20 protein-coding genes are annotated in these 22,991 nt (G+C 66.0%); 8 read left to right on the top strand and 12 right to left on the bottom strand.

Features of this window, described 5'->3' with window-relative positions:
• Nucleotides 1–46 precede the first annotated feature (46 nt).
• Both U0004_RS19420 and U0004_RS19415 read left to right on the top strand, forming a co-directional pair.
• Nucleotides 47–445 (top strand): OsmC family protein, encoded by a 399-nt coding sequence (locus tag U0004_RS19420; RefSeq protein WP_070258112.1) that lies wholly within the window; start codon nt 47–49, stop codon nt 443–445.
• Nucleotides 442–1,329: a pirin family protein gene (locus U0004_RS19415; RefSeq protein ID WP_070258114.1), complete on the top strand. Its 888-nt coding sequence runs from the start codon at nt 442–444 to the stop codon at nt 1,327–1,329. Before U0004_RS19420 ends, U0004_RS19415 begins: the two co-directional genes overlap by 4 nt.
• A 7-nt stretch (nt 1,330–1,336) precedes the next feature.
• Here the strand turns inward: U0004_RS19415 and U0004_RS19410 are convergent, their stop codons facing one another.
• The 6 genes from U0004_RS19410 to U0004_RS19385 form a co-directional block, all read right to left on the bottom strand.
• The gene (locus tag U0004_RS19410; RefSeq protein ID WP_070258116.1) at nt 1,337–3,817 is read right to left on the bottom strand and encodes a TonB-dependent siderophore receptor; all 2,481 of its coding nucleotides are present in this window, start codon (nt 3,815–3,817) and stop codon (nt 1,337–1,339) included.
• A gap of 114 nt (nt 3,818–3,931) precedes the next feature.
• Complete coding sequence (locus U0004_RS19405; RefSeq protein ID WP_070258118.1) at nt 3,932–4,900, bottom strand: FecR domain-containing protein; 969 nt, start codon at nt 4,898–4,900, stop codon at nt 3,932–3,934.
• Entirely contained in the window at nt 4,900–5,418 is a 519-nt protein-coding gene (locus U0004_RS19400) for a sigma-70 family RNA polymerase sigma factor (RefSeq protein WP_231958073.1), read from the bottom strand. The genes U0004_RS19405 and U0004_RS19400 overlap by 1 nt, the downstream gene beginning before the upstream one ends.
• Nucleotides 5,419–5,523: 105 nt before the next feature.
• Nucleotides 5,524–6,126 (bottom strand): metal-dependent hydrolase, encoded by a 603-nt coding sequence (locus tag U0004_RS19395; RefSeq protein WP_070258120.1) that lies wholly within the window; start codon nt 6,124–6,126, stop codon nt 5,524–5,526.
• 486 nt (nt 6,127–6,612) lie between these two features.
• Nucleotides 6,613–8,199, bottom strand: coding sequence for an FHA domain-containing protein (locus U0004_RS19390; RefSeq protein ID WP_231958075.1), 1,587 nt, complete (start codon nt 8,197–8,199; stop codon nt 6,613–6,615).
• 131 nt (nt 8,200–8,330) lie between these two features.
• Complete coding sequence (locus tag U0004_RS19385) at nt 8,331–8,543, bottom strand: hypothetical protein (RefSeq protein WP_139144228.1); 213 nt, start codon at nt 8,541–8,543, stop codon at nt 8,331–8,333.
• A 96-nt stretch (nt 8,544–8,639) separates the two neighbouring features.
• On the opposite strand from U0004_RS19385, the gene U0004_RS19380 reads away from it, so the two are divergent.
• Nucleotides 8,640–9,059 (top strand): DUF2177 family protein, encoded by a 420-nt coding sequence (locus tag U0004_RS19380; RefSeq protein ID WP_070258166.1) that lies wholly within the window; start codon nt 8,640–8,642, stop codon nt 9,057–9,059.
• Here U0004_RS19380 and U0004_RS19375 read toward each other — a convergent pair.
• From U0004_RS19375 to U0004_RS19360, 4 genes are all read right to left on the bottom strand, one after another.
• The gene (locus U0004_RS19375; RefSeq protein WP_070258124.1) at nt 9,040–9,990 is read right to left on the bottom strand and encodes a PP2C family protein-serine/threonine phosphatase; all 951 of its coding nucleotides are present in this window, start codon (nt 9,988–9,990) and stop codon (nt 9,040–9,042) included. The genes U0004_RS19380 and U0004_RS19375 overlap by 20 nt on opposite strands.
• A 232-nt stretch (nt 9,991–10,222) precedes the next feature.
• Nucleotides 10,223–11,569, bottom strand: a complete 1,347-nt coding sequence (locus U0004_RS19370; RefSeq protein ID WP_139144229.1) for a hypothetical protein — start codon at nt 11,567–11,569, stop codon at nt 10,223–10,225.
• Between the two features lie 309 nt (nt 11,570–11,878).
• A complete protein-coding gene (locus U0004_RS19365; protein ID WP_034751896.1) occupies nt 11,879–12,325 on the bottom strand; it encodes a glycine zipper 2TM domain-containing protein in 447 nt (148 codons plus the stop codon).
• A gap of 121 nt (nt 12,326–12,446) precedes the next feature.
• Nucleotides 12,447–12,989: a GNAT family N-acetyltransferase gene (locus tag U0004_RS19360; protein ID WP_070258128.1), complete on the bottom strand. Its 543-nt coding sequence runs from the start codon at nt 12,987–12,989 to the stop codon at nt 12,447–12,449.
• A 174-nt stretch (nt 12,990–13,163) separates the two neighbouring features.
• On the opposite strand from U0004_RS19360, the gene U0004_RS19355 reads away from it, so the two are divergent.
• From U0004_RS19355 to U0004_RS19335, 5 genes are all read left to right on the top strand, one after another.
• Nucleotides 13,164–14,612: a M20/M25/M40 family metallo-hydrolase gene (locus U0004_RS19355; protein WP_070258130.1), complete on the top strand. Its 1,449-nt coding sequence runs from the start codon at nt 13,164–13,166 to the stop codon at nt 14,610–14,612.
• A 253-nt stretch (nt 14,613–14,865) separates the two neighbouring features.
• Nucleotides 14,866–16,431, top strand: a complete 1,566-nt coding sequence (locus tag U0004_RS19350; protein WP_139144230.1) for an ABC transporter substrate-binding protein — start codon at nt 14,866–14,868, stop codon at nt 16,429–16,431.
• Between the two features lie 64 nt (nt 16,432–16,495).
• Nucleotides 16,496–17,434 (top strand): ABC transporter permease, encoded by a 939-nt coding sequence (locus U0004_RS19345; RefSeq protein WP_081345775.1) that lies wholly within the window; start codon nt 16,496–16,498, stop codon nt 17,432–17,434.
• Nucleotides 17,431–18,216, top strand: a complete 786-nt coding sequence (locus U0004_RS19340) for an ABC transporter permease (RefSeq protein ID WP_081345776.1) — start codon at nt 17,431–17,433, stop codon at nt 18,214–18,216. The genes U0004_RS19345 and U0004_RS19340 overlap by 4 nt, the downstream gene beginning before the upstream one ends.
• Nucleotides 18,210–19,817 (top strand): ABC transporter ATP-binding protein, encoded by a 1,608-nt coding sequence (locus U0004_RS19335; RefSeq protein ID WP_070258136.1) that lies wholly within the window; start codon nt 18,210–18,212, stop codon nt 19,815–19,817. Before U0004_RS19340 ends, U0004_RS19335 begins: the two co-directional genes overlap by 7 nt.
• Before the next feature lie 156 nt (nt 19,818–19,973).
• On the opposite strand, the gene U0004_RS19330 is transcribed toward U0004_RS19335, so the two are convergent.
• Nucleotides 19,974–20,738, bottom strand: coding sequence for an SAM-dependent methyltransferase (locus U0004_RS19330; RefSeq protein WP_070258138.1), 765 nt, complete (start codon nt 20,736–20,738; stop codon nt 19,974–19,976).
• Between the two features lie 45 nt (nt 20,739–20,783).
• Nucleotides 20,784–22,829 (bottom strand): TonB-dependent receptor domain-containing protein, encoded by a 2,046-nt coding sequence (locus U0004_RS19325; RefSeq protein WP_081345777.1) that lies wholly within the window; start codon nt 22,827–22,829, stop codon nt 20,784–20,786.
• Nucleotides 22,830–22,991: the final 162 nt, after the last annotated feature.

Raw genomic sequence — 22,991 nt, 5'->3', positions numbered from 1 at the left:
GGCAAACGGTGTAAATTGTGGCTTTCCAAACGCACCAAGGAACGCCATGACCATCAAAGCCATCCGCGATCAGTCGCAACCCATGCGCCACATCGTGCACGTGCGCGATCACATCATTTCCGCCGACGCCTCGGTGGCCGAAGGGGGCGGCGATTCTGGCCCCTCGCCGCACGACCTGTACGACGCGGCCCTGTCGGCCTGCAAGGCGCTCACCGTCGTCTGGTACGCCAAGCACAAGGGCATCCCCCTGGAACACGTGGAAGTGTCGACCGAGCGCGATGCCAGCGAAGAGCGCAAGGGCGTCTATCGCCTGGCCGCCACCCTGCACCTGACGGGCGAGCTGACGGATACGCAGCGCGAGGAATTGCTGGCCGCGGCAGGCAAATGCCCGCTGCATAAATTGATGACGGCCGTGACGACCGAAGTGACGACGGTGCTGGCATGAGCGCGGCCATCCTGAAAAGCCACGAAAAGGACCTCGGCGGCGGCTTCGTCGTGCGGCGCCTGCTGCCCTCCGCAGTAAAACAGGCCGTCGGTCCCTTCATCTTCTTTGACCATTTCGGCCCCATCGACGTGGCGCCCGACGCCAACCATGACGTGCGTCCCCATCCGCACATCGGCCTGGCCACCGTCACCTATCTGTTCGAGGGCGCGATCGACCACCGCGACAGCATCGGTTCCTGCCAGCGCATCGAACCGGGCGCCATCAACTGGATGACGGCCGGGCGCGGCATCGTGCATTCGGAGCGCACGCCGCCCGACCTGGCCGGCCAGCCGCACCGCACGCACGGCTTGCAGTTGTGGGCCGCGTTGCCGAAGGCGCATGAAGAGGACGAACCGAGTTTCACGCACACGCCGCAAGCCGACATTCCCGTCGTGCCGCTCGATGGCGCCGTGGTGAAAGTGTTGATCGGCACGGCCTTTGGCCAGACCTCGCCCGTGCGCACCTACATGCAGACGCTGTACCTGGATGTGGCGCTGCAGGCGGGGCGCGAGTTGCGGCTGGAAGGCTTGCCGGCGGAAGCGGCGATTTATCCGATCAGCGGGGAAGTGCTGGTCGATGGCGTGGCGCTGGTGCCGCACACCATGGCCTTGCTGGAAGCGGGAGCCGCGCCCGTGGTGACGGCAGGCGGCGGCCCGGTGCAGTTCGTCGTCATCGGCGGCGAGCCGCTGGATGGCCACCGCTTCCTGTTCTGGAACTTCGTCTCGTCGAGCAAGGAGCGCCTGTCGCAGGCGGCCGACGACTGGAGCGCCCAGCGCATGGGACAAGTGCCGGGCGAGACGGAATTCATCCCGTTGCCGAAAGCGCCGCTGCGCCCGGCAAGCTAGGCTTCGTTCAGAACCGCGCGCGCAAGGTCAGTTGCGCCTTGCGCGGCTCGCCATAGAAATTGCCCCACGCAGGCGCGCCCACCGTCTGGTAGTAGCGCTTGTCGAGCAGATTCGTCACGGACAGCGACGCCGTCCAGTTACGGTCGATTTGGTAGGCGGCGCGCGCGCTCCACAAGGCATACGCGCCTTGAGCCACCGTGATGTTCTGCGTGACGCGCGAGCTCTCCGTCTGGAAGTTCACGCCGCCGCCCACGCTCCACTTCTGCAGGGCGCCGGGCAGGCGGTAGTCGCTCCACGCGCGCAGCATGTGGCGCGGCGAGTAGGTGCTGGCGAACATCACACCCGCGCTCGACGTCTGGTCCAGGTACTTGAAGTTGTTCAGGGTATAGCCGGCGAACAGCTGCCAGCCCGGCGCCACTTCGCCGCTGATTTCCGCATCGAGGCCTTCGCTGCGTACCTTGCCGGCCGAGAAATAGCACTCCGTGCCGCTGGAGCAGGTGTTGACCAGGTCGAGCTCCGCGCGGTTGCGCTGTTCGATGCGGAACAGCGCCAGCGAGGTGTTCACCTTGCCATCGAACAGTTCACCTTTCACGCCCACTTCCAGGTTGCGGCCTTGCAGCGGGTCGAGCAGGGCGCCGTCGGCCGTGCGCTGGTTCTGCGGCTGGAAGATGTCGGAGACGCTGGCGTAGCCGGACCAGCGCGGGTCGAATGCGTAAATGACGCCGCCATACGGCGTGACGACGCCATTTTCGCGGTAGGGGTCGATATACACCTCGCCCGTGTCGCGGTACACGCTGCTCCATTTGTAGTTCGACACGCGCGCGCCGGCCACCACGGTGAGCGGATCGCTGACGCTGAAGCGGGCCACGCCGTAGGCGCCCGTCTGCGTCATGGTTGTTACGCTGGGATCGCCCCGGTAGCTGTTCTCGCGGAACCAGGCATCGCTCGGTTCGGCCACGCCGTGATTGGGCCGCAGCGGATTGTTCGCTTGCTGCAGCAGGGCAAGGCTGAAATCGCTGTCGCTTTCCAGCCGGTTCGTGTTGATGCCGGCGCTGAAGCCATGACGGCGGCCGAAGGCGTTGAATTTGCCATCGAGCGACAGGTCGATGCCCTTGTTGGTGCTGCCGTAGTCGAACACGCCGCCATACATCATCATGCCGGCCAGTGTGGCGGGGTTGAGCGCGCCCTGGCTGAACATGTATTTCACGTCATGCCGTTCGCGCGTGTAGTTGGCGCTGGCCTTGAGCGACCAGTCGGCGTCGAAGCGGTGCTCGAATTCGGCGAAGACGGCCGTCTGCCTGCTATTCCAGCGGTTCCAGTCGGCGCCCAGGAAGGTCTCGCGGGGCAGTTTCGGGTCGCTGCCATCGCGGTAGCGGGGCATGCCGGAAAAGAAGGGCGTCGAGTGCAGTTTTTCGTAGCTGGCGCCTGTCGTCAGTTTGCTGCCCGGCGCCAGGTCGAATTCCAGCACGCCGTACAGCACGTCGGTGCGGCTGTCGGCCACGTCATAGAAATAATCGCGCTGCTCAATGGAGGCCACGGCGCGGCCGCGGATGCTGCCCGATTCGGTCAAAGGACCGGTGACATCGACTTCGCCGCGCACGTCGTTCCAGCGGCCTGCGTTGAGCGCCAGCTGCACCTGCTTTTCCGCCAGCGGGCGCTTGCGCACCATGTTGATGGCGGCGCCCGGCGAGCCCGTGCCCTGCAGCAGTCCCGTGGCGCCGCGCACGATTTCCACGCGATCGAGCATGGCCGTATTGCTGGTAAAGCTGTTTGCCTGCGGGTAGTACATGGCGCGGTTCACGCCATCGAACTGGTAGGTCTCGACCATGAAGCCGCGCGAATACACATAGCGCCCGCCCATGGGACTGTCGTACATGGTGATGCCGGTGGTATTGGCCAGCACGGCGTCGATGGTGTTGAGGTTCTGGTCATCCATCTTCTGGCGCGTGACGACGCTGACGGATTGCGGGATCTCGCGCAGGGTCTGCACGCCCTTGCCGACGGTGACGGCGCGCGCCGCATACGAGTTGCTGTGCTCACTGACAGGGTCGCGCTCCATGCTGGCGCTGACCGTCACGGGCGCCATGGTCTTTTCCACGCCGGCCGCCGACGCGGAGGAGGGCACCGCCTGGCGCAGCACGTAGGCGCCGTTCGGCAGTTGCACGGCTTCCAGGCCGCTGCCGGCCAGCACCTGGGCGAAACCCTGCGCCACATTATGGCTGCCGCGCACGCCGGGCGAGCGCAGGCCCCGCGTCTGCGCGGGATCGGTCGACAGGCTGACGCCGGCGGCGACGGCAAAGTCGTTGAGGGCGGTGGCCAGCGGCCCGGCTGGCACAGCATAGGCTTGCGGCGCTGCGGTGGCGGCGACCTGGCCTTGCGCCAGCGCGGGCGCGGCGACAAAGGCGGCGGGGGCGGCGCAAGCCATGGCGATGACGGCCAGGCGGATGGCGCGCGCGGCGGGATGGAGGACGGGGGTGGTCAGCTGCATGCTCGGTCTTTCTGCTCAGAGGGATAAGAAAATGGCGTATGAATCGGCTTCTTACTTGTCAAGCCGAAGCAGCGCATCGAAACACCAACCCCTGGCGCAAAAAACTGAAAATAATTATGCCGGCCGTGCCGCCACCGTGGCCCAGTAGCGCGTGAAGTACGTCACTTGCAGCCCGTGCGAGGCGCACAGGCTTTCCAGCACGGCGTCGATATCGTCGAGGCGGTAAGTGCCCGTGACGGGGTGCTGCGCCACGCCGGCGTCGCATGCCAGGCGTCCGCGCCGGTAGCGCGCCAGTTCCGTGACCAGTTGTTGCAGCGGCCAGTCGGCCGCCACCAGCATGCCGCGCAGCCAGCTGTCCTGGTGCGCCGGCATGGCCTGCACGTCATCCGCGCCGGTGTCGCCAAAGCGCAGCTGCTGTCCCGCTTCCAGACGGCGCACGGCATCCGGGCGCGCCGCGCAACGTACTTCCACGGCGTGCTCGAAGACGCTGACGGTGCTGCCATCGTCGTCGCAGCGTATGCCGAAGCGCGTGCCCAGCGCGCGGATCACGCCGTGCGGGGTGTCGACCAGGAAGGGGCGCGGGTCGGGCGCCGTCGTGATCATGATTTCGCCATGGTGCAGGCGGATGCGGCGGTGGGTGGCGCCGTAAGCGACATCCAGGGCGCTATCCGTATTCACCTCCATGCCTCCGCCATCGGCCAAGGTCACGTGGCGGCGCTGGCCCGGTGCCGTGCGCAAGGACGCCGTCAGGGCTTGCCATGGGCCGGACTGCAAGCCCGCCTGGCCCAGCGCGATGCCGCCGCCGGCCGCCACCAGCAGGGCGAGTATCCTGGCGGCCGCGCGCCGGCGCTGCTGCGCCGCCTCCAGGGCGGGCATCGCCAGCGCTGCCGGTATCGTGCCCAGCTGGCCGTGCATGCGCCGCAGCAGATTCCAGGCCCGTTCATGTTCGGCGCTGGCGTCGCGCCATGCCTGCAGGGCGGCCGGGTCGGCGCTGCCGCACTGGAGCTCCACATGCCAGTGGGCGGCGGCGGCCAGCACCTTGCGGGCAATGGGTGCGGAAGGCGAGATCGCGGGGCCGAACATCAGCCGGCCGCCAGCATCAGGCATTCCGTGTAGGCGCGCACCAGGTGTTTTTTCACGGTGGGCAGGGAGATGCCGAGGCGCCGGCTGATGTCCACATAACTGAGCTCCTCGATCTGCGCCAGCAGGAAGATGGCCCGCGTGCGCGCGCCCAGGCGGTCGAGCAGGCGGTCGATGGCGAGCAGGGTTTCGATGATGATGGCATGCGTTTCGGCGCACATCGATGCCGGCTCGGCTTGCTGCGCCAGCGCTTCCAGGTAGGCCTGCTCCAGCGCTTGGCGCCGGTAGCGGTCGATCAGCAAGCCGCGCGCAATGGTCGCCAGGTAGCCGCGCGGTTCGCGCAGGGGCGTCAGCGGTGTCACCTCGCGCTTGCCCAGCAGGCGCACGAACGTATCCTGCGCCAGGTCGGCCGCCTCGGCGCGGTTGCCCAGCTTGCCGCGCAGCCAGCCATACAGCCAGCCGTGGTGCTCGCTGTACAGAGTGCTCAGGTGGCTGGTATGGACGGTACTGACGGTGCTCACTGCGTTCTCCAGGCAAGGGAAGAGCTGGGCTGACGGAACGCGCGGTGCCGGCTGGCTAGGCTGTTTGAGAATGATACTCATTATCACATTGCCACGCCGCCGGCGTCAATTGGCGTCGTCGCCCAGGCGCCAGCGCAGCTGCCACTGTTGCAGATTCGCCCAGGCCTGTTGCAGGGCGCTGGCGGACCAGTGTAGCAGGCTGTCGAACGCCAGCAGGGTACGGCGCAGGTGGATGCCGTCAAAAAATACGTGGTCGGCCACGACGGTGGCGGCCAGCCAGGCGGCGATGATGACGATGATGTCGTGGCGGCCGCTTTTCCACCAGCGCAACGAGTGGCGGCGGAAGATCCACGGCACGCCCAGCGGATTGGGCCAGTCGGCCAGCAAATGCATGATGCCGCCGGCCGCAAAGCCGAACAGGGGCGGCGCCCACAGGTGGTGCGGCAATTGCAGGTACGTGTAGACGAGCAGGGCGATCCACGCCAGGCCCCAGTGCGTCCACGTGCGGTGCGTGATCCACAGCCGGTGCGTGCGCGCCCACCAGGCCACTTCCAGCCAGTCCGGCGCCGTGCCGCCCAGCGCACCCATGACAAAGGCGAGCATGCTCAGCACTTGATACGGGCCACCGGCGCCAGCGTGCGCGACCAGGGCAGCGGCGATCACGCCAGCAGCCCAACCGGTCGCATGATGCGCTTTATTGGAAGCCATAGGAAATGTAAAACGCCATGCGGGCGCTGTGTGAAATACAGGGGAATATTAACTGGATGAATATACAGTACGGAAGGGTAGGTAAGGGGGCTATTTGCAGAATATCTGCCGATAATTTGTTAAATTATGTGTCGGCATGGCCCTGGCAGCGAACTCGGCAACTCATGCCGGGCGGTCAAGTGTGTTATACGGCTGATAATGCAATTGGCGCAGGGCGCGCTATGCTGAAGGCAGTCCCGTGTTTTGAAGAGGTGTCGCCATGAAAATCCCGCGCGAATTGCAGATTCCCGCCATCGTGTTTACGCTGGAAGCGGTGTTTATACTGGGCCTGTCGATGATTTTCCTCGTGCTGGTGCCACGCTAGCGTCCGAAAAAAGGGCATAGCTGTGTTGCACTGCCTTGCCGTACATTCGTACTGTCTTCGGCAGCGCGCCTTGCTCTGACCATTTTTCAGACGCTAGCGGTCAGGTGGCGGGAGGCGTTGTATCAGGCAGTTTGCATGGTGCTATCGCATAGCGCAGCACCTTCGGTGCGGATGATCCAGCATTCCGGATACGGTTCGCTGGCGAAGCGGTTGTGCCGCGCGAAGCCGCTGAGCTTGTCGAGCGCGGTAGCGGGGGCCAGCGCGGTTTCCTTGCCGCTGGCCGTGTCCAGGTGCCAGAATCCGCCATTGCGGTGGAAGAGTACGGGCAGGCAGCTGGCTTGCGGCGTGGCAAGGTGGCTTGCCGGCGTGGGCTGGGTGTCGGGCAGCAAGAGGTAAAAACATTCGGCGTGGGCGCCGTGGTCGATGCGGTGCAGGATCACGCCGTGTGCGAGCAGGGCCGTGACGCTGAGTACGACGATACCCTTGATGCTGGCAGTCAATTCGATGCGCATGCCCAGGCGCAGGGGCACGGGCTTGTGCTTGCCGGGCCACACGCCGTCGAGCAGCATGCCGTAGCGCGACACATCCTCGATTTCAAAGCCTTGCTGGCTGCGCCGGATGATGGCGTGGCGGCCCGACAGGCGGCGCGTCAAGCCATTGTTGTCCTGGCCGTCGGGGCTGAAATGGCTGAGCAGCACATCGGCTTCCGGGTCCACCAGTTCGAAGCGGCCCAGCATGCATTCTTCCAGCGCGAACAGGCGGATCTGGCGCTGTTCGCCCGCTTCCGGCGCCGCATTGACGAGGCAGGCGGCCTGGCTCGGGTGCGGATGGCAGTGGCTGGCGGCGGGCAGGTCGACTTCGATCAACTCCTCGTCCCAGGCGATGGTGGTAAAACCCATGTCGATCTTGCCTTGCGGCGCAGATAAATCCACGTGGGCGATGCCGGCATTGCGCGCCGTCACGTCGAGGTTGCAGCCGTCGCCCCCCGTCACGCGGGCGATCGAGGCGTCATCGGCCATCACGCGCACGTTCTTGTGCGTGCTGAGGAAGATCTGGTGGATTTCCGTCAGGGTGGCGTCGCGGCGCGGCACGAGGATGACGAAGGTGCACACCCATTTCTGCGCCACGGCGCCATTGACGTGGCTGTGCACTTCCACTTCGATCTGGTATTGCCCGTGTTCCTTGTTGCGCGAGGAAAACTCGACAAACACGGGACGCCAGTCACCGCGCGTGGTGCGCACGAAATCATGCTGCACGTGCCCGCGGGGGATCAGGTCCGAGCGCAGGCGCAAGGTCAGCTGCGGCGCGCAGGCGGCGCTCATGCCGCGCAATTCCATCTTCAGGGTTTGCCGTCCGCCTGCCGCGCGCGGATCGAAGCCGCTGATGTGCAGGTGGGCTTGCACCGGCTGGTAGGCCTGTGGGCCCGATGGCGGCGCAACCGGCGTTGGCGCGAATGCCGGAGGCGCGGCGGAAGCCGGCACGGGGCTCGTCAGCGTTTGCATGGCAGCATCGCGAATAACAGCATCACGGGCAGGGGCGTGCGAAGGCGCCGTTGCCGATGGCTCGGAACGGGCGCTGCGCAGTGCGGTCAACAGGTCGTAGCTGCTGGGGGCAGTCGTCGTTTGCGGGTGGTTGCCCGCGCAGACTGTTTCCCCAGGCAAGACCCAGAACGTACAGTGCGGGTGCTCCGGGTTGCTGCATTTTTTCATGACATTCTGACTCGAATCGAGCGGGGACATTTTGCCCTCTGTTATACATGAGAGCTTACGCGCTTTTGCGCCGGCTTGGCAACTTTCACGGCGCCGGAACGCGCTCTTTTTGCTCAAATTCATGTCCCTGGTCACATCTTCCCATGCAAGCCATGGAAACTATTGCTCAAAAACACATTTAATGTCTTTTTTGGCATGTTATTTTGATATTCCTTATCATTGCGTTGTTTGTTGGCGGTCACTTCCAGATACTCGCCGGCAGCGCCAGCGAGAGGATGCAGGCAGATTTCATGCGTTCGAGTAAGGCGGGCAGTTCGCGCACCTGAGCCATGGTGTATTTTCATGCGGCCTATTTGATCCTATGGCATCCATGGCGGCGTTTTGCATTATGCTGGCGTAACCGTTATCCCCCACACGCTGCCTGACGCCGAAAGATGACCATGCCTGTCCAACGTCCGCTCCAGCTTGCCATTGCCTATGGCGCCACCTTGTGCGTATTTTTGGCTATCGATGCCCTGTGGCTGGCCGTGCTGATGAAACCGATGTACGCCGCGGCGCTGGGGCCGTTGCTGGCGGACACGCCCCGCTGGGCGCCGGCCACGCTGTTTTACCTGCTGTACGTGGCGGGACTGCTGGTCTTTGCCATTTTGCCCGGCTTGCGCTTGCGCCGCGGGCGCACTGCGGCTGCGCTGGGCGCGTTGCTCGGGCTGCTTGCCTACGGCACCTATGATCTGAGCAACTACGCGACATTGCGCGACTGGCCGCTGGCCTTGACGGCGATCGACATGGCCTGGGGCGCCCTGCTGTCGGCCGTGTCGGCGACGGCCGGTTACCTGGCCGCTAGCCGCCTGGGGCGCTGAACTCCGCATCGAAGCGCAGCGCCAGCAAGGTAATGTTGTCGCTATGCAAGCCTGTTGGCGGGTGGGAGAGGAAGTCGTCGAACAGGGCGCTGATGGCCTGTGCCGCAGTCTTGCCGGCACACAAGGCGGGCCAGCGGGCCGTGAGGGCCAGCGGATCGTCGCAGGCCCAGAAACCGTCGCTGGCCAGCAGATAGTGGGCGCCGGGGCGCACGCGCAGCACGCGGCGGTCGCCCAGGTGCGCGAGGAAGGGCGGCAGGGTGGCCGCATCGAGGGCGCGCAATGGCTTGTCGAGCTGCAAGCTGTCGCTGATGGCATTGCCTAAAATGAATGCCTGCGAGATTTGCGGATGATGCTCGCCGTGCACGGCGGCACGCCAGCGCGTCTCGTCGAGCGCGCCGCGCATGGCGTACACGGTGGCCGGCACGTGGTCCACGGTGAGGATGCTGGCTGCCCCGTCGGCGATTTCATACAGGCGCGAATCGCCCACGTGATACAGCAGCGGCGCTTCGCCGGGCGGTACTTCCAGCAGGGTCAGGGTGGTGCCGGGCGGACGCGCCTGGGCTGGCGCGGCCATGGCGAAACTGTGCTGCAGCCGCGTGTGCAACTCGTCGAGCCTGGCGGCCAGGCTGGCCGTGTCGAGGCAGGCGGGCATGGCCAGCAAGCCTTGCACGGCCGCTTCCGCCGCTTCTCGCCCCTGGCCGTGACCGCCCATGCCGTCGAGCACGGCGGCGCGTACATGGCCGCGCGGCCAGCCCGGCACCTGGCAGTGGAACGGCGCTTGCTGCGACAGGCAGACGGCGTGGCCGCTGGCATCGATCAGCAGGAAGTTGTCCTGGTTCTCGCGGCGCGGCAGGGGACCGGCGCCCACGCTGGTGCCGGCGGCGGCATCGAGCCAGGGGCCGAAGTCAAGTCCGTCTTTGATTAAATGCATCGGTTGGTGCGGTCCAGGCGGCCAGCAATGTTGATCATAGGACACAGCTTAGCCGAAATTGCGCAGGGACGATACCTTGCTTATCTGTTAAATACGCAAGCGGCGCTACAACAGTGCCTGCCCGATTTTTGGCCCAGGCATGTCTGTCAGCCTGTCGGATCAAAGCCGTCAGTTGCATGACTGCTACGTGTCTTTTTTGCCAGCAGCGGTGCCAGTGGTCTTCTTTTTCCGCTTAGCTGCCACGATGGAAGTTGTTCCGAATCGCCAGCAGCAGGAGGGCGCCTATGCTCAGTGAACCAATGGACTGCAGCAGAGACATGAAAATCAGGGGGCCGCTGTATACCCGCATCGCCGATGTGCTGCTTAAAATCGAGGTGGGACTGGTGGCGTTCTGTACGGCCAGCATGGCGGCGCTACAAACCCGTAGCCGCTGTACGGGGGTGGTCTTGCCGCCTTGTATGACTTTGCACGATGTGCTGGCATTCGCGCAATCGGCAGTGGTCGAGCAATCGAGAGGCAAGAGTAACAGGAATAACAGAAAAAAAAGAGCATTCCAGCCCAGCAGCGCAAGGATTGCCCGCTTTATCGAGGTGCCATAGCCTGAGACAACATCATATAAATAGGAGAGGAGAAAATCTATTTTCAAAAAATTGAGGTAAGGCTTGCTACCGGCGGAGAACGCCATTCGCCGCATGCGCAGTTCCAGACCAAAAAATATCGCTTCTTCACGCACGGCGCCAGCATTCTTCATGAGAAGCCGCAGGGCACGGTAGCGCTGATAGATGTCGATGTCATCCTGGGTGGGATAGCGCTGGAATGCGGAAAGTAGACCAATGTGGGGGCCGAATTCACTGCCATGAAACGTGGTATCGCTGGGAAATGTCGCGCCATGCGTGCTCGGTGGCTGAAAAAATTTACACTGCAAGAACGCTGCGCGCTTGCTGGCTTTCAGCCGGTCAAAAAAGGCCTCTCTGATAGTGCAATTGCTGAGCACGATTTGCGTGTCAATCGTCGTATCGATCAGGCTCAAGGTATTAAATGACTTTACAGATGCATGCAGCTCGTCGACTTTGCAGCGCGTAAGCCTGAATGACATATCCGTTCGTGCGTACCCGATACAGGTATCGCTGGCGTCAAAGTAACACCGTGAAGTGTCCAAGTGGTCGATATGCCCGCCTTCGAAACTCAGACCCATGATGTTGTACGAATACATGTCGAATCCAGCAGTGAACGTATCAAAGCGCGAGGCATTGAATTTCAGTTCCATGCCGTAGTTCCGCACCAGGTGCAAGGGCGGCTCCGTGAGCTTGAACCAGCCATGTACGTCCAGGTTGCCGAAATTAATGCAAGAGAAATTCTCGTTTGCATTAAAACCATCAGGATAGGCCAGGATGCCTTCAAAATAGAGGGAAAAGTAGGCGTGGATGAAGCGTTCCAGCTCATATGCTTCAACTCTCCTGCGGAGCTGGCTCACGCGTTTTCCTTTGACGCGCACTTTCCTGCGGTAGCTCGCAAGGCTGGCAAAAAAATCCTCTCTAAGTGCGACAAGTTGTGCGTGGATAGAGGGGAGATCGCGCACGGCTGTGCTCCAGATGGCGGTTGCGGGCATCTTCGAGATTAGGCGCACTGGGATGCTGCCGCAATAGCCGCGCGCAGTGCCGTTTGCGTTTGGTCAGCGTTACTGCGAATGCCAGTATTGTCTTTGGCAAAAAACAGGCAAACGACCTGGCAGGGCGGCGGACGCACGGCGCGGCAGTTATTTGCCAAATAAGAATGGGGCGGACACGACCGAGGCCGATTTCCCTGCCGTGACGGCCAAAATGGCGTCAAAAAAACCTGCGGCAGCAGGCTGGCGCAGGTTTTTCATGGTGCAAGTGCAGGGCGGTGCTTAACGGCGATGGCCCCAGCCGTGGCCGTGACCGTGGCCGCGGTCATAATAGTCGCGGCGGCCATGGTCGCGGTAGTAGCCGCGGCCCGGTTGCACGTAGACGACAGCTGGCGGGCCGTAGTAGCGCGGTGGCGGCGCGTAATACACCGGCTGCGGGGCAGGGGCGTAGTACACGGGCTGCGGCGCAGGCGCGTAATAGGTTTCGCGGTAACCGCCGCGATAGCCGCCACGGTCATAATAACGGTCATTCGTGCTGATGCTGTTGCCGACGGCGGCGCCAAGCACGCCACCGACGATCGCGCCATTGCGCCCGCCGGTGCTGTTGCCAATGGCCGCTCCGACAACGGCGCCTGCAACGGTATTGAAGTCGCGGTCACCGGCGACTGCGGCCGAAGACACAGCCACTGCCGCTACCATTACCGCACCCAGGAGTTTCTTGTTCAACATGGCATTTCCTTCCATTCCGGCGAGATCACAATGATCTGCATGGAGTGGACTATATCCGCTGCCGCAAGCTTGTTCCACGTCTAATACAACTTATTACAATCAGGGCGGCGTGGTAACAGTTTCAGCCTGACACGATAGGCGCAAACGCTTGCCATTCCGGACGCAGCAGGCTATACATTTTCACGTCGCGCATGACGCCATTGATGAAAAAGGCCTGGCGCTTCACGCCTTCCTCGGTAAAGCCGCACCTTTGCGCGATCCGTTCGGAAGCCGTATTTTGTGGGTCCATCAGCAATTCCAGACGGTGGTAGGGATAGGCATTGAACAGGTAGTCGACCACCAGGCGCGTCGCTTCGCCGCCATAGCCGCGTCCGCCCCACTTGGGGTCGAACAGGCGGTAGCCGATTTCGCGGCAAGCCGGGGTGCGGCCCTTGAAGTGCGTGATCGAGCCGATGATGTGCTGGTGATGGTCTTCAATCAGGAACAGTTCACTATCTTCCGTGACCAGGCCCGTCTGCATGAATTCGCGCCGGATCGCTTCGGGCGATTTGAATTGCATGGAAAAGAACTCGCTGCGCGCGGGCAGGTCGTTGATCAGCGCGATATAGGTATTGAGGTCGGCGGCGGTCAAATGCCGGACGATACAGAGTCTTCCCTTGAGCATGGCGGTATCCGGTAGCGATCACGATCTGCATGGTAATCGACTCTGGGGGAAAGAGGCAATCGATCCCGTAAAAGTTGCTGCAATGACAGAATAAATACGCTATCGTAGAAAAATTCGCGCCTTGCCCATGGCTACGGCGTACCCGCTTCGACCTTGTTGACTGGAACTGAACACATGCATAGCATCCCGACTGGCGCGCCACTGCGCCGTTCCGCCGTATCCCTTGCCCTTGGCTGCATCGTCAGCGCCGGCGCCTTTGCCGCCGCGCCAGGCAATACGCCGCAAGCGCTGGCGCAGGTGCGCGACACCGCGCTGCAAAGCGACTGGGCCTACGCCCGCCTGGCCGACATGACGGATCTGATCGGCCCGCGCCTGTCCGGCTCCGCCGGCGCCGCCGCCGCCGTGCAGCAGGTGGCCGACACCATGCGCCAGCTGGGCGCCAAGGTCACCTTGCAGCCCGTGAAAGTGCCGCACTGGGTGCGCGGCGTGGAAACGGCGGAAATCGTCGACTATGCGGGCCGTCCGCAAGGCGTGTCGCAGCGCGTGGTGCTCACGGCACTGGGCGGCTCCGGCGCCACTGCGGCCGCGGGCCTGACGGCGCCCCTGATCATCGTCAAGAGCCTGGAAGAACTCAAGGCGCGCGCGGCGGAAGTGAAGGGCGCCATCGTGCTGATCGACACGCCGTTCGACCAGGAGATGGCCGAGCGGGGGCTGGCCGGCGTCACCTACGGCCAGGGTTCGCGCTCGCGCTTCCTCGGACCGAAGGCGGCGGCCGACCTGGGCGCGGCGGCCGCGCTGGTGCGCTCGGTGGGCGGCGCCGATTTCCGCATCCCGCATGCGGGCGCCACGGGCCTGGACGACAATAAACGCATTCCCGCCGCCGCCGTCACCGTGGAAGACGCCCTGCTGATCGGCCGCCTGGCCGCGCGCGGCCCGATGAAAATGCACCTGACCCTGACGCCGCAAAACCTGCCGGAAGCCGATAGCTACAACGTCATCGCCGACTGGCCGGGCACGGACAAGGCCGACGAAGTGGTGGTGGTCTCGGGTCACCTCGACTCCTGGGACCTGGCGACGGGCGCGCACGACGACGGCGCCGGCGTGGTGGCGGCCATGGGCGTGGTGGAAACCCTGAAAAAGCTCGACTACCGTCCGCGCCGCACCATCCGCGTGATCGCCTGGATGAACGAGGAAAACGGCGGCCGCGGCGGCCAGGCTTACTTCGAGGCCCACAAGCAGGCGCTCGGCAAGCAATATGCGGCCATCGAGATGGATAGCGGCGCCGGCCGCCCGTTCGGCATCAAGGCCAGCGTGGGACCGAAGGCTGAAAAACTGTTCACGCCTTTGCTGGCCGCCCTGCAGCCGATGGGCGCACACGCGTTCACGCGCCGCGATGCGCTGGGCACGGGCGATTTGCACCGTCTGGAAACGGGAGGCGTGCCCAGCTTCGAGCCGCTGGTCGACAGCCACAGTTACTTCCACTACCACCATACGCCGGCCGACACCCTGGACAAGGTCGACCCGAATAACCTGAAACGCAACGTGGCGCTGATGTCGTCGCTGGCCTGGTTCCTGGCCAATATCGACGGCGAGATCGGCCGCGCGCCGGAGCAGGGCGAGTAAGCGGCATGGCGCCGGGACAGCGCCAGCTGTGGCGCCTTGACAGGTCCGGCGCCTGGGCGAGGGGAGCCTGCCCCCGGCCCTCAGTTTTTCAGATACCAGCCCTCCGGAAAGACAATTTGCCTGGCCAGCGCGGCAACCATAAGATATGCAGCTGTAAATAATTCTCATTTAGTTGGGAATCCATTCTACGCAGCACACTTGCCCGGCCCATGGCGGCCGGGGTTTGCCTCTCTTCTGATCGTCAGGAACGCTGGTGCCCCGTCTTCGCTTGCTTTTTCCCCTTCTCCTTGCCGGCTGGCTGGCGTGTGCCGGCGCCAGCGCCAGTACGCAGCAGCCGTCGCCGGCACCGCGCATCGAGCGCTGTACCATTGCCGATGAACAGGGCGACTTCGGCTTGCCGACTCCCTACACCCATGCCAGCGGCGGCATGGGCTATACGCTGACGAGCCTGATTTTCGACACCCTCGTGTGGCGCGATGCCAGCGGCAAGCTGGTGCCGGGGCTGGCCAGCGCGTGGCGGGAAAGCGCCGACCACCGCACCATCGATTTCACCTTGCGCCCCGATGCGCGTTGGCATGACGGCAAGAGCGTCACGGCGGCGGACGTGGTGTTTACTTTTGCGTATTTGCGCCAGCACCCGCATCCCCTGTTCGACCTGGGGGCCATCGACGGCGTGGACGACCTGGGCAAGGGGCGTGTGCGCGTGCGCCTGAAGCGCGTATATGCGCCGTTCGTGGCGCAGCTGGCCGGTTCGGTGCCCATCCTGCCGCAGCATGTGTACGCGCGCCTGGACGACCCCCAGCACGTGAAACAGGCCGACATCGTCGGTAGCGGCCCCTATCGCCTGGGTGCGTATGACAAGGCGGCGGGCCGCTATCTTTTCACCGCGAACGAAGAGTACTACCTGGGCCCGCCCAGGGTGCGCAGCCTGCTGTTCCTGCGCATGCAGCCTTCGCTTGCCGTGGGCGCGCTCAAGCGGGGCCAGGTGGACATGATCCGCAGCCTGCCGGCGCCCCTGGCTGCCGAAGTGACGCGCTTTGCCACCGTGGTCAGCGCGCCTTCCGGCCATCCGGTGCGGCTGCGCTTCAATCATGCGCTCCCGCCGTTTGCCGACAAGCGCCTGCGCCAGGCCATCGCGCGCGGCATCGACCGGCAGGAACTGCTGCGGGTGGTCGAGAACGGGCAGGGCGAGGTGTCCGCCGGACGCTTCGTGCGGGGCAGCATCTGGCAGAGCGGGGCGCCGTTCGATGCGTATGCCTACGATCCGGTGGCAGCGCGCCGCATGCTGGCGGAGCTGGGCTACCGCGCCGCGCCGGACGGTCGCCTGCGCGACAGCGGCGGCAAGCCGTGGGTGCTTGAACTGGCGGCGACGCGCAGCCTGGCGCGGCCCGCCAGCCAGCTGGCTGGCCAGCTGGAAAAGCTGGGCATGGAAGTCAATGTGCGCATCATGGATGGCGGTATCCTGGGCGCGCGCATGGTCGCGGCCGATTTCGACCTGGCTCTCGTCAGCCAGGGCAGCAATGGGGACCCGGAAAGCATGCTGCGGCAAACGGCGGGCAACGGCGCCTTCAGCGATGCCTTCCGCCGCGCCGATCTGCTCGAGCTGCTGCAGCAGCAGGTCGGCACCGTCGATGTGGCCAAACGGCGCGCGCTGCTCGACCGCGCCCAGGCCATCTATGCCGAGGAGCTGCCGGCGTTTTTCCTGTATTCGCCGCAGTGGATCACGGCGGCCAATGCGCGCCTGCGGCCGTGGTTCACGCCGGGCGGCATCGCCGTCGGCATCTCGCTGCCGCTGAACAAACTGATGTTCGTGCAGTAGACGGGAGCCGACGCTGAGCGCTTCTACGTTCCCGGGCCGGCGCGCCGCGGGCTATGCGCTGGCCTTGCTGGCGCTCGTCAGCCTCGACTTCGCGCTGCCGCTGCTCATGCCTGGCGACCCCGTCACGGCCATCCTGGGGCAGGATGCGCTGATCGAACTCGATGCGGCCGAACGCGGTGCCCTGCTGGCGCGCCATGGCCTGGGCGGCGGCCAGCCGCTGTGGCAGCTGTACCTGGAACACCTGGCGCAGCTGCTGCGCCTCGATCTCGGCTATTCGGTGCGCCACGGCATGCCGGTGGCGCACTTGCTGGCGCAGCACCTGCCATGGACCCTGCTGCTGGTGGCTTGCGCGCTGGCGCTGGCCCTGCTGCTGGGCGTGGTGCTGGGCATCGAGGCCGCGTTCGCGCAGGGCAGGGCGCCGGACCGCGTGCTGACGGCCGCCACCCTGGCACTCGACAGCATCCCGCCTTTCGCCCTGGCGATGGGCCTGGTCATGCTGTTCGCCTATGGTTTGCAATGGCTTCCCAGCAATGGCGCCATGGCGCCGTTTTCCATGCAGACGGGTGCGGCAGCATGGCTGGAGCGCGCGCAGCACCTGGTGCTGCCCGTGTGCGCCATGGCGCTGCCAGCGGCCGCCGGCGTATTCCTCAGCGCGCGCGCCACGGCCGTCAGCGTACGGCAGCGTACCTTCATGGACCTGGCCCGCGCGCAGGGCGTGGGGCCGTTCGCCTTGCGCTACCGCCACCTGGCGCCCAACGTGCTTGCCGTCGTGCTGTCGCGCCTGGGCGGCGTGGCCGCGCGCCTGGTGTCGGGCGCCGTGTACGCGGAAACCGTCTTTGCCTATCCCGGCATCAACCTGGTGCTGACGGACGCCATCGTCAAGCACGACTACCCGCTGGTGCGCGGCGCCCTGCTGGCGACGGGGCTGCTGCTGTTCGCCATGAACTTGCTGGCCGATGCACTGGCCGCCCGCCTGGCGCGGCGCGCGCAGCGCGCGCCATGAACGCGTCCGTGCGCGCGGGGACCGGGCTGCTGCTGGTGCTGGCCCTGATGCTGGCCGGCGCCAGCTGGCTGCAGCCGGCGTCCGGCGGCGCCATGGATGCCGTGCTGGCGCCGCCCGGCGCCCTGCACTGGCTGGGCACCGATGACCTGGGACGCGACGTGCTGCGCCGCCTGGCCGTCGCCGCGCTGCCGACCCTGGGCATCGGCGTGGCCGTGAGCGCCGCCAGCATCGCGCTGGCCGTGCTGCTGGCGCTGTGCGGGCTGGCCTGGCCGGCGGCCGATATGCTGGTGCTGCGGCTGGCCGACCTGTTCAGCGCCTTGCCATCGACTCTGGTTTTCATCGTCATCGCCTCGGCCATGCAGCCGGGCGTGGCGGCCCTGGTGGCGATGCTGGCGGCATTCGGCTGGGATGTCGAATTTCGCGCGCTGCGGCTGCGCCTGCGCCAGGTGTGGCGCCAGGAGAGCCTGGACGCGGCACGCCTGGCGGCGGCGTCGGGCATCTACCTGCTGCGCCGCCATGTGTGGCCGGCCATGGCGGGATTGCTGGCCGTGCAAGCCGTGGCCCTGGTGCGCCGCGCCGTGTTTCACTACGCGGGCCTGGCCTTCCTCGGGCTGGCCGATCCGCGTACCCCGACCTGGGGCGGCATGCTCAATGAAACCATGCCCTATCTTGCCCACCCGGATGCGCGCGCCTGGATACTGGCGGCCTGGCTGTGCCTGGCCATGCTGCTGATTGCGCTGGCGCTGCTGGGCCAGGGCCTCGACGAGCGCGCGCGATGCTAGCGGCGGCCGCTTTCTGCATCGAGGCGGATGGCCGCCAGCTGCTGCGCCAGCTGCATTTTCAGGCGCGCCCCGGCGTGCCGCTGGTGATCATCGGCGAATCGGGCGCCGGCAAGAGCACGCTGGCGCGCGCCTTGCTCGGCATGGCGCCGGGGCGCGGCAGCGGCAGCTTGCGCGCCGGCGGCATGCAACTGGTGGATGCGGACGAAGCGGCGCTGCGGCGCTGGCGCGGCCGCCAGGCTGGCCTGGTGCCGCAAGACGTGCACGACGCCCTCAATCCCCAGCACACCTTGCTGGCGCAGGTGGCGGCGCCTTTGCGGCGGCATCTGGGCATGCGGCGGGGGCCAGCCGAACTGGCGGCCGGTGCCCTGCTGGTTTCGCTGGGCCTGGCCGAAAACCTGCACCGGCGCTATCCGGCCCAATGCAGCGGCGGCCAGCTGCAGCGCGTCCTGCTGGCGGCGGCGCTGGCGCCTGACCCGGCACTGCTGGTGCTGGACGAGCCGACGTCCGCGCTCGATCCCGCCGCCAGCGCGCTGGTGCTCGGGCGCCTGCGCGCCGAAGCGGCGCAGCGCCAGCTGGTGGTGGTGACGCACGACCTGGAACTGGCGCGCGCGCTCGATGGCGACGTGCTGGTGCTGTACGGCGGCTGCGCCGTGGAAACGGGGCCGGCCGCAGCGGTGCTGGCGGCGCCGCGCCATCCCTACACGCGCGGCCTGCTGCGCGCCTGGCCGCGCGAGAATGGCAAGGACTTGCAGGGCATCGCCGGCACCCATGAAGAGGGCGCGCGCGGCTGCGCCTTCGCCAGCCGCTGCAGCCAGCGTATCGCCCGCTGCGGCGAGAAAGCGCCGGCGCTCGATGCCACGGGCGTGGCCTGCCTGCGCGGCGGCATCGTCACCGTGCTGTCCGCGCGCGGCGTGCACAAGCGCCTGGGCGGGCAAGCCGTACTGGCGGGCGTCGACCTGGAGGTGCAGTCGGGCGAAACGGTGGTCATCGTCGGCGCGTCCGGCGCGGGCAAGTCGACTTTGGCGCGCATCCTCGTCGGCTTGCAGCAGGCCGATGCGGGCACAGTGACCACGCCGGAGCGCGAAGAGGGGGGCGCGGCGGCGGGCATCGCCTACGTGCCGCAGCATGCGGGCGCCTCGGTGGCCAGCCACTTCAGCGTATTCGAGGCGGTGGCCGAGCCGCTCGCCATCGCGGATCGCGTCAGCGTGGACGCGATCCGTGCGGCGGCGCTGCGGGCGCTGGCCGACGTGCGCCTGCCGGCCACAGAAGCCTTCCTGAAGCGCCAGGCGCGCAGCTTGAGCGGCGGGGAATTGCAGCGCCTGGCCATCGCGCGGGCGCTGATCGCCGATCCGGCCGTGCTGGTGGCCGATGAACCGACCGCCGCGCTCGATGCCTCGGTGCAGGCGAAGGTGCTGCGGCTGCTGCTCGACGTGCAGGAGGCGCGCGGCCTGGCCCTGCTGCTCATCACGCACAATCTGCCTGTCGCCCGCCACGTGGCGGACCGCATCGTGCGGCTGGAAGATGGCCGCTGCGCGGCGTTGCCCGGGCCGCAGGACGGCACGGAGGGCGCCGCGCCGGCGGCCTGGATGCGCCTGGCCTAAGTAACCCCCAATAAATTATTGTGATTTCTGACTTCCATAACCGGCGCTCTGCGGCGTTGCCCGCTGCTAGCAGTGCTCGCACTGCGTCGCAGCGGGCGCCTTGCATAGCATCCGGTTCTGTTCGTCATAAATTCACAATAATTTCCTGAGGATTACTTAGCCCAGGAAATCGCCTACATACACCAGGTGTTCGAACGGCGGCTTTTCGTTCTCCGTGCGGGCCAGCACCGTGGCCAGCGTGGCGCGCAGCACGGCCTGTTTTGCGTCGGCGCCCGCGTGGGCGACGATGGCGAGCGGCGTGTTGCCGGGCAGGTGGCGCGCCAGGCGTTCGACCAGTGAGGGCAGGTCGGCGCGCATGGTAAAGAAGACCAGGGTGGAACCCGTGGCGGCCAGCTTGTCCAGGGTGTCGCTGCCCGTGTAGTCGTCGCGCGTGTCGGCCGAGGCGGCGAGGATCACGGAACGGCTGTGCTTGCCTCCGGTGACATCGCGGGCCAGCGCCGCATTGGCCGCATTGAAGCAGGAGATGCCAGGGATGACGACCGGGTTCAGTTCGCTGAACTCGCTCAGGTAGCCCGATTGCGGCCCGAAGATCATGGCGTCGCCATAGTCGAGTACCGCGACGGTCTTGCCGGCCGCCGCCGCCGCGTGGATGATGTCGCGCGTCTGTTTTTCCATGGCGTCGACTTCCTCTTCCGGCGTGTCGCGCCGCGCCAGGGGGCTGAACAGGCCGTGGCCCGCCTTGTGCAGTTCCTTGCCGTCAAGCAGGTCGGCAAACGCTTCCAGCAGGCGCGGGATGCCGAACACGATATCGACGCCGCGCAGGGTTTTCTGCGCCTTCACGGTGATGCTGTCAGGGTCGCCGATGCCGGCGCTGACGAGGTACAGGCCGCAGCGCGCGCCCGCTTGGGTGGTATAGGTCATGGTTCTCTTCTCTTTACGGATGGGTGAGTGGGATGGTGGAGTCGCTTAAAAGTGGTAACTGGCGCTCACGCGCACGTCGCGTCCCGGCTCCGGCAGGATATTGCCGACGCCGCCGTCGAGCGAACTGTGGCTCGTGTAGCGCTTGTCGCCCAGGTTGCGCACGGCCAGCGCCAGGCTCAGCGCGCGCAGCGCGGCCGGCTGCCATTGCAGCTGGATGTCGTGCAGCACGTAGCCGGCCCGCTGTACTGCCGCTTTCGGCACGTCGTCCAGGCGCCGCACGGCGTTCAGGGTATAGCCGGCCGTGAGGCCGGGCAGCATCTGCCAGTGGCTGTCCCACGTGAGCCGGTCGCCCAGCGCCGTGCCCACGCGGCGCGCTGGGTTCAAGGGCTTGCCGCCCACCGTGGTATCGGCCAGCACCACGCCGACGGACGTGCCGTAGCCGCCCCGCTGCCAGCGCGCCTTCCATTCCCAGCCCTTCGAGCGCAGGGTCTCGGGCATGTTGCGGATATACGCGGGATACACGACGCCCTGGCCGGCCCATTCGATCAGGTTGGCAATGCGGGTGTCGAAGTAGCCGAGGCGTACGGTCAGGCTGTCGCCGTCCAGCAGCGCATTGGCGCCCTCGTACTTCAGGCCCGCTTCGCGCGTGGTCGAGGTTTCCGGCTTGAAGGGCTTGCCGTTGTTGAAATTGCTCTTTTTGTCCAGGCTGGTGAGGAAACCGATGGGGATGATGCCGCTGGCGCGCACGGCTTCGCCATAGCTGGCAAAGGCGCCCACGCCGCGGCCCAGCTCCAGCTCGGCGCCCGCGTTCGGCGATGTCCTGCCACCCTTGACGGTACGCGGTCCGAAGGCGGTATCGTAGCGGTCGTGGCGCAAGCCCAGCGACAGCTGCAGGGCTTGCCAGCGCATGCGCTCCTGCACGAACAGGCCCAGATTGCGCGCCTGCGTGGATTTGCGGCCCGGCCCCAGGATGGCGGCGCCCAGCACGCCGTTGGTGATGCCTTCCTCGTCCATGAAGTCGGCGCCGGCCGTCAGGCGGTGCTGCGTGCCGGCCAAGCCCAGGTTTGCCGTATTGCGCACGCTGCCGCCCCGTTCCGTCGTCCTCGCGCTGCGCGCCTGGCTGACGTCTTCCAGCTCGTTCTCGTTCAGGTACAGATTGAATTTCCAGTCCAGCAGCGCATTGCCGGCCGGCTGGTAGCGGTGTTCCAGGGTATAGGTATGGCGTTCGCTGCGCTGGTAGGTGGGCACGGCGTTCGCGGGCGCATAGCCGTTGTCGCTGCCGACCCGGCTGAACAGGTAGAGCCCCGCATTGCGGTTGCGCGCCGCGCCCAGGCGCAGGCTATGCCCGGCCAGGTCCAGCAAGCTCAATTTGAGCAGGTAGTCGCGGTCATGCCCGGCCGAATTGGGCACGTCGCCACCGCCGCCGATGCGGTAGTTGTCGCGGTTGACGGCGCTGACATGGGCCAGCAAGCCCAGCTTGTTTTCCAGCGTCTCGCCCAGCATGCCATACACGCTGACGGCGCCGCGCCGCGCTTCGTCGGCGCTGGCGTACGCCGCGCGTACGCTGGCGCCGGCGCGTTTGCCAGGCGCCAGCAAGTCCTGCGCATCGACGGTGTCAAAGCGGATGCTGCCGCCCAGCGCGCCCGGCCCCGCGTCGGCGCTGGGGCCGGGCTGGATATCGACCTGTTTCAGCAGGTCGGGATCGATGCCGCCCAGGTCGCCCCGGTGCTGGTGCAGGCTGCGGCCCTGGCGCGCGCCGTCGATGCTGATGTTCAGGTTGGCGCCGTCGACGCCGCGCAGGTAGATGCGCTGCGCATTGCTGGCGCCGCCGCCCACGCTGACGGCAGCTTCGCTGGCGAAGACGTCGGCCATGTCCATGGCTTGCTGGCGCTGCAGGGTCTCGCGGGAAATGCGCGTGATGCCCGGCAGGGGCGCGTCCGGCCCGGACTGGTCGATCAGCTTGACTTCGGGCAGGGTCGCCAGCGGCGCGGCCTGTTCAGCGCGCGTGTCGGACATTTGCTGGGCGAAAGAGAAGGGGGCGATGGGCAGCGCACTGGCGCCAAGCAGGAAAAGGGGAACGGCATGTCGCATGGGAAGGTCGTCTTTGTCAGAAGGGAAGCTACGGGAAGGGAGGGCGCAGGTGCTGGCCTGCGCAGCGTCAGTCGAATCTGCTACAGCAGCGCTGTCCCGGGACTGGAAGCGGCGCGCCGCACCGCTTCCGGTCCCTGAAATACCCGGTTGGCTTCATCTCGT

The sequence above is a fragment of the Janthinobacterium lividum genome, assembly GCF_034424625.1.
GTDB lineage: Bacteria > Pseudomonadota > Gammaproteobacteria > Burkholderiales > Burkholderiaceae_D > Janthinobacterium > Janthinobacterium lividum.
Note: the sequence above shows the minus strand (reverse complement) of the source record. Positions and strands in the feature narration are given on the sequence as shown.

Excerpts from the sequence above, each read along its gene's own strand:
- U0004_RS19420 (WP_070258112.1), top strand. The coding sequence starts at position 47 with ATGACCATCAAAGCCATCCGCGATCAGTCGCAACCCATGCGCCACATC.
- U0004_RS19415 (WP_070258114.1), top strand. The coding sequence starts at position 442 with ATGAGCGCGGCCATCCTGAAAAGCCACGAAAAGGACCTCGGCGGCGGC.
- U0004_RS19410 (WP_070258116.1), bottom strand. The coding sequence starts at position 3,817 with ATGCAGCTGACCACCCCCGTCCTCCATCCCGCCGCGCGCGCCATCCGC.
- U0004_RS19405 (WP_070258118.1), bottom strand. The coding sequence starts at position 4,900 with ATGTTCGGCCCCGCGATCTCGCCTTCCGCACCCATTGCCCGCAAGGTG.
- U0004_RS19395 (WP_070258120.1), bottom strand. The coding sequence starts at position 6,126 with ATGGCTTCCAATAAAGCGCATCATGCGACCGGTTGGGCTGCTGGCGTG.
- U0004_RS19390 (WP_231958075.1), bottom strand. The coding sequence starts at position 8,199 with ATGAAAAAATGCAGCAACCCGGAGCACCCGCACTGTACGTTCTGGGTC.
- U0004_RS19385 (WP_139144228.1), bottom strand. The coding sequence starts at position 8,543 with ATGAAAATACACCATGGCTCAGGTGCGCGAACTGCCCGCCTTACTCGA.
- U0004_RS19380 (WP_070258166.1), top strand. The coding sequence starts at position 8,640 with ATGCCTGTCCAACGTCCGCTCCAGCTTGCCATTGCCTATGGCGCCACC.
- U0004_RS19375 (WP_070258124.1), bottom strand. The coding sequence starts at position 9,990 with ATGCATTTAATCAAAGACGGACTTGACTTCGGCCCCTGGCTCGATGCC.
- U0004_RS19365 (WP_034751896.1), bottom strand. The coding sequence starts at position 12,325 with ATGTTGAACAAGAAACTCCTGGGTGCGGTAATGGTAGCGGCAGTGGCT.
- U0004_RS19360 (WP_070258128.1), bottom strand. The coding sequence starts at position 12,989 with ATGCTCAAGGGAAGACTCTGTATCGTCCGGCATTTGACCGCCGCCGAC.
- U0004_RS19355 (WP_070258130.1), top strand. The coding sequence starts at position 13,164 with ATGCATAGCATCCCGACTGGCGCGCCACTGCGCCGTTCCGCCGTATCC.
- U0004_RS19340 (WP_081345776.1), top strand. The coding sequence starts at position 17,431 with ATGAACGCGTCCGTGCGCGCGGGGACCGGGCTGCTGCTGGTGCTGGCC.
- U0004_RS19335 (WP_070258136.1), top strand. The coding sequence starts at position 18,210 with ATGCTAGCGGCGGCCGCTTTCTGCATCGAGGCGGATGGCCGCCAGCTG.
- U0004_RS19330 (WP_070258138.1), bottom strand. The coding sequence starts at position 20,738 with ATGACCTATACCACCCAAGCGGGCGCGCGCTGCGGCCTGTACCTCGTC.
- U0004_RS19325 (WP_081345777.1), bottom strand. The coding sequence starts at position 22,829 with ATGCGACATGCCGTTCCCCTTTTCCTGCTTGGCGCCAGTGCGCTGCCC.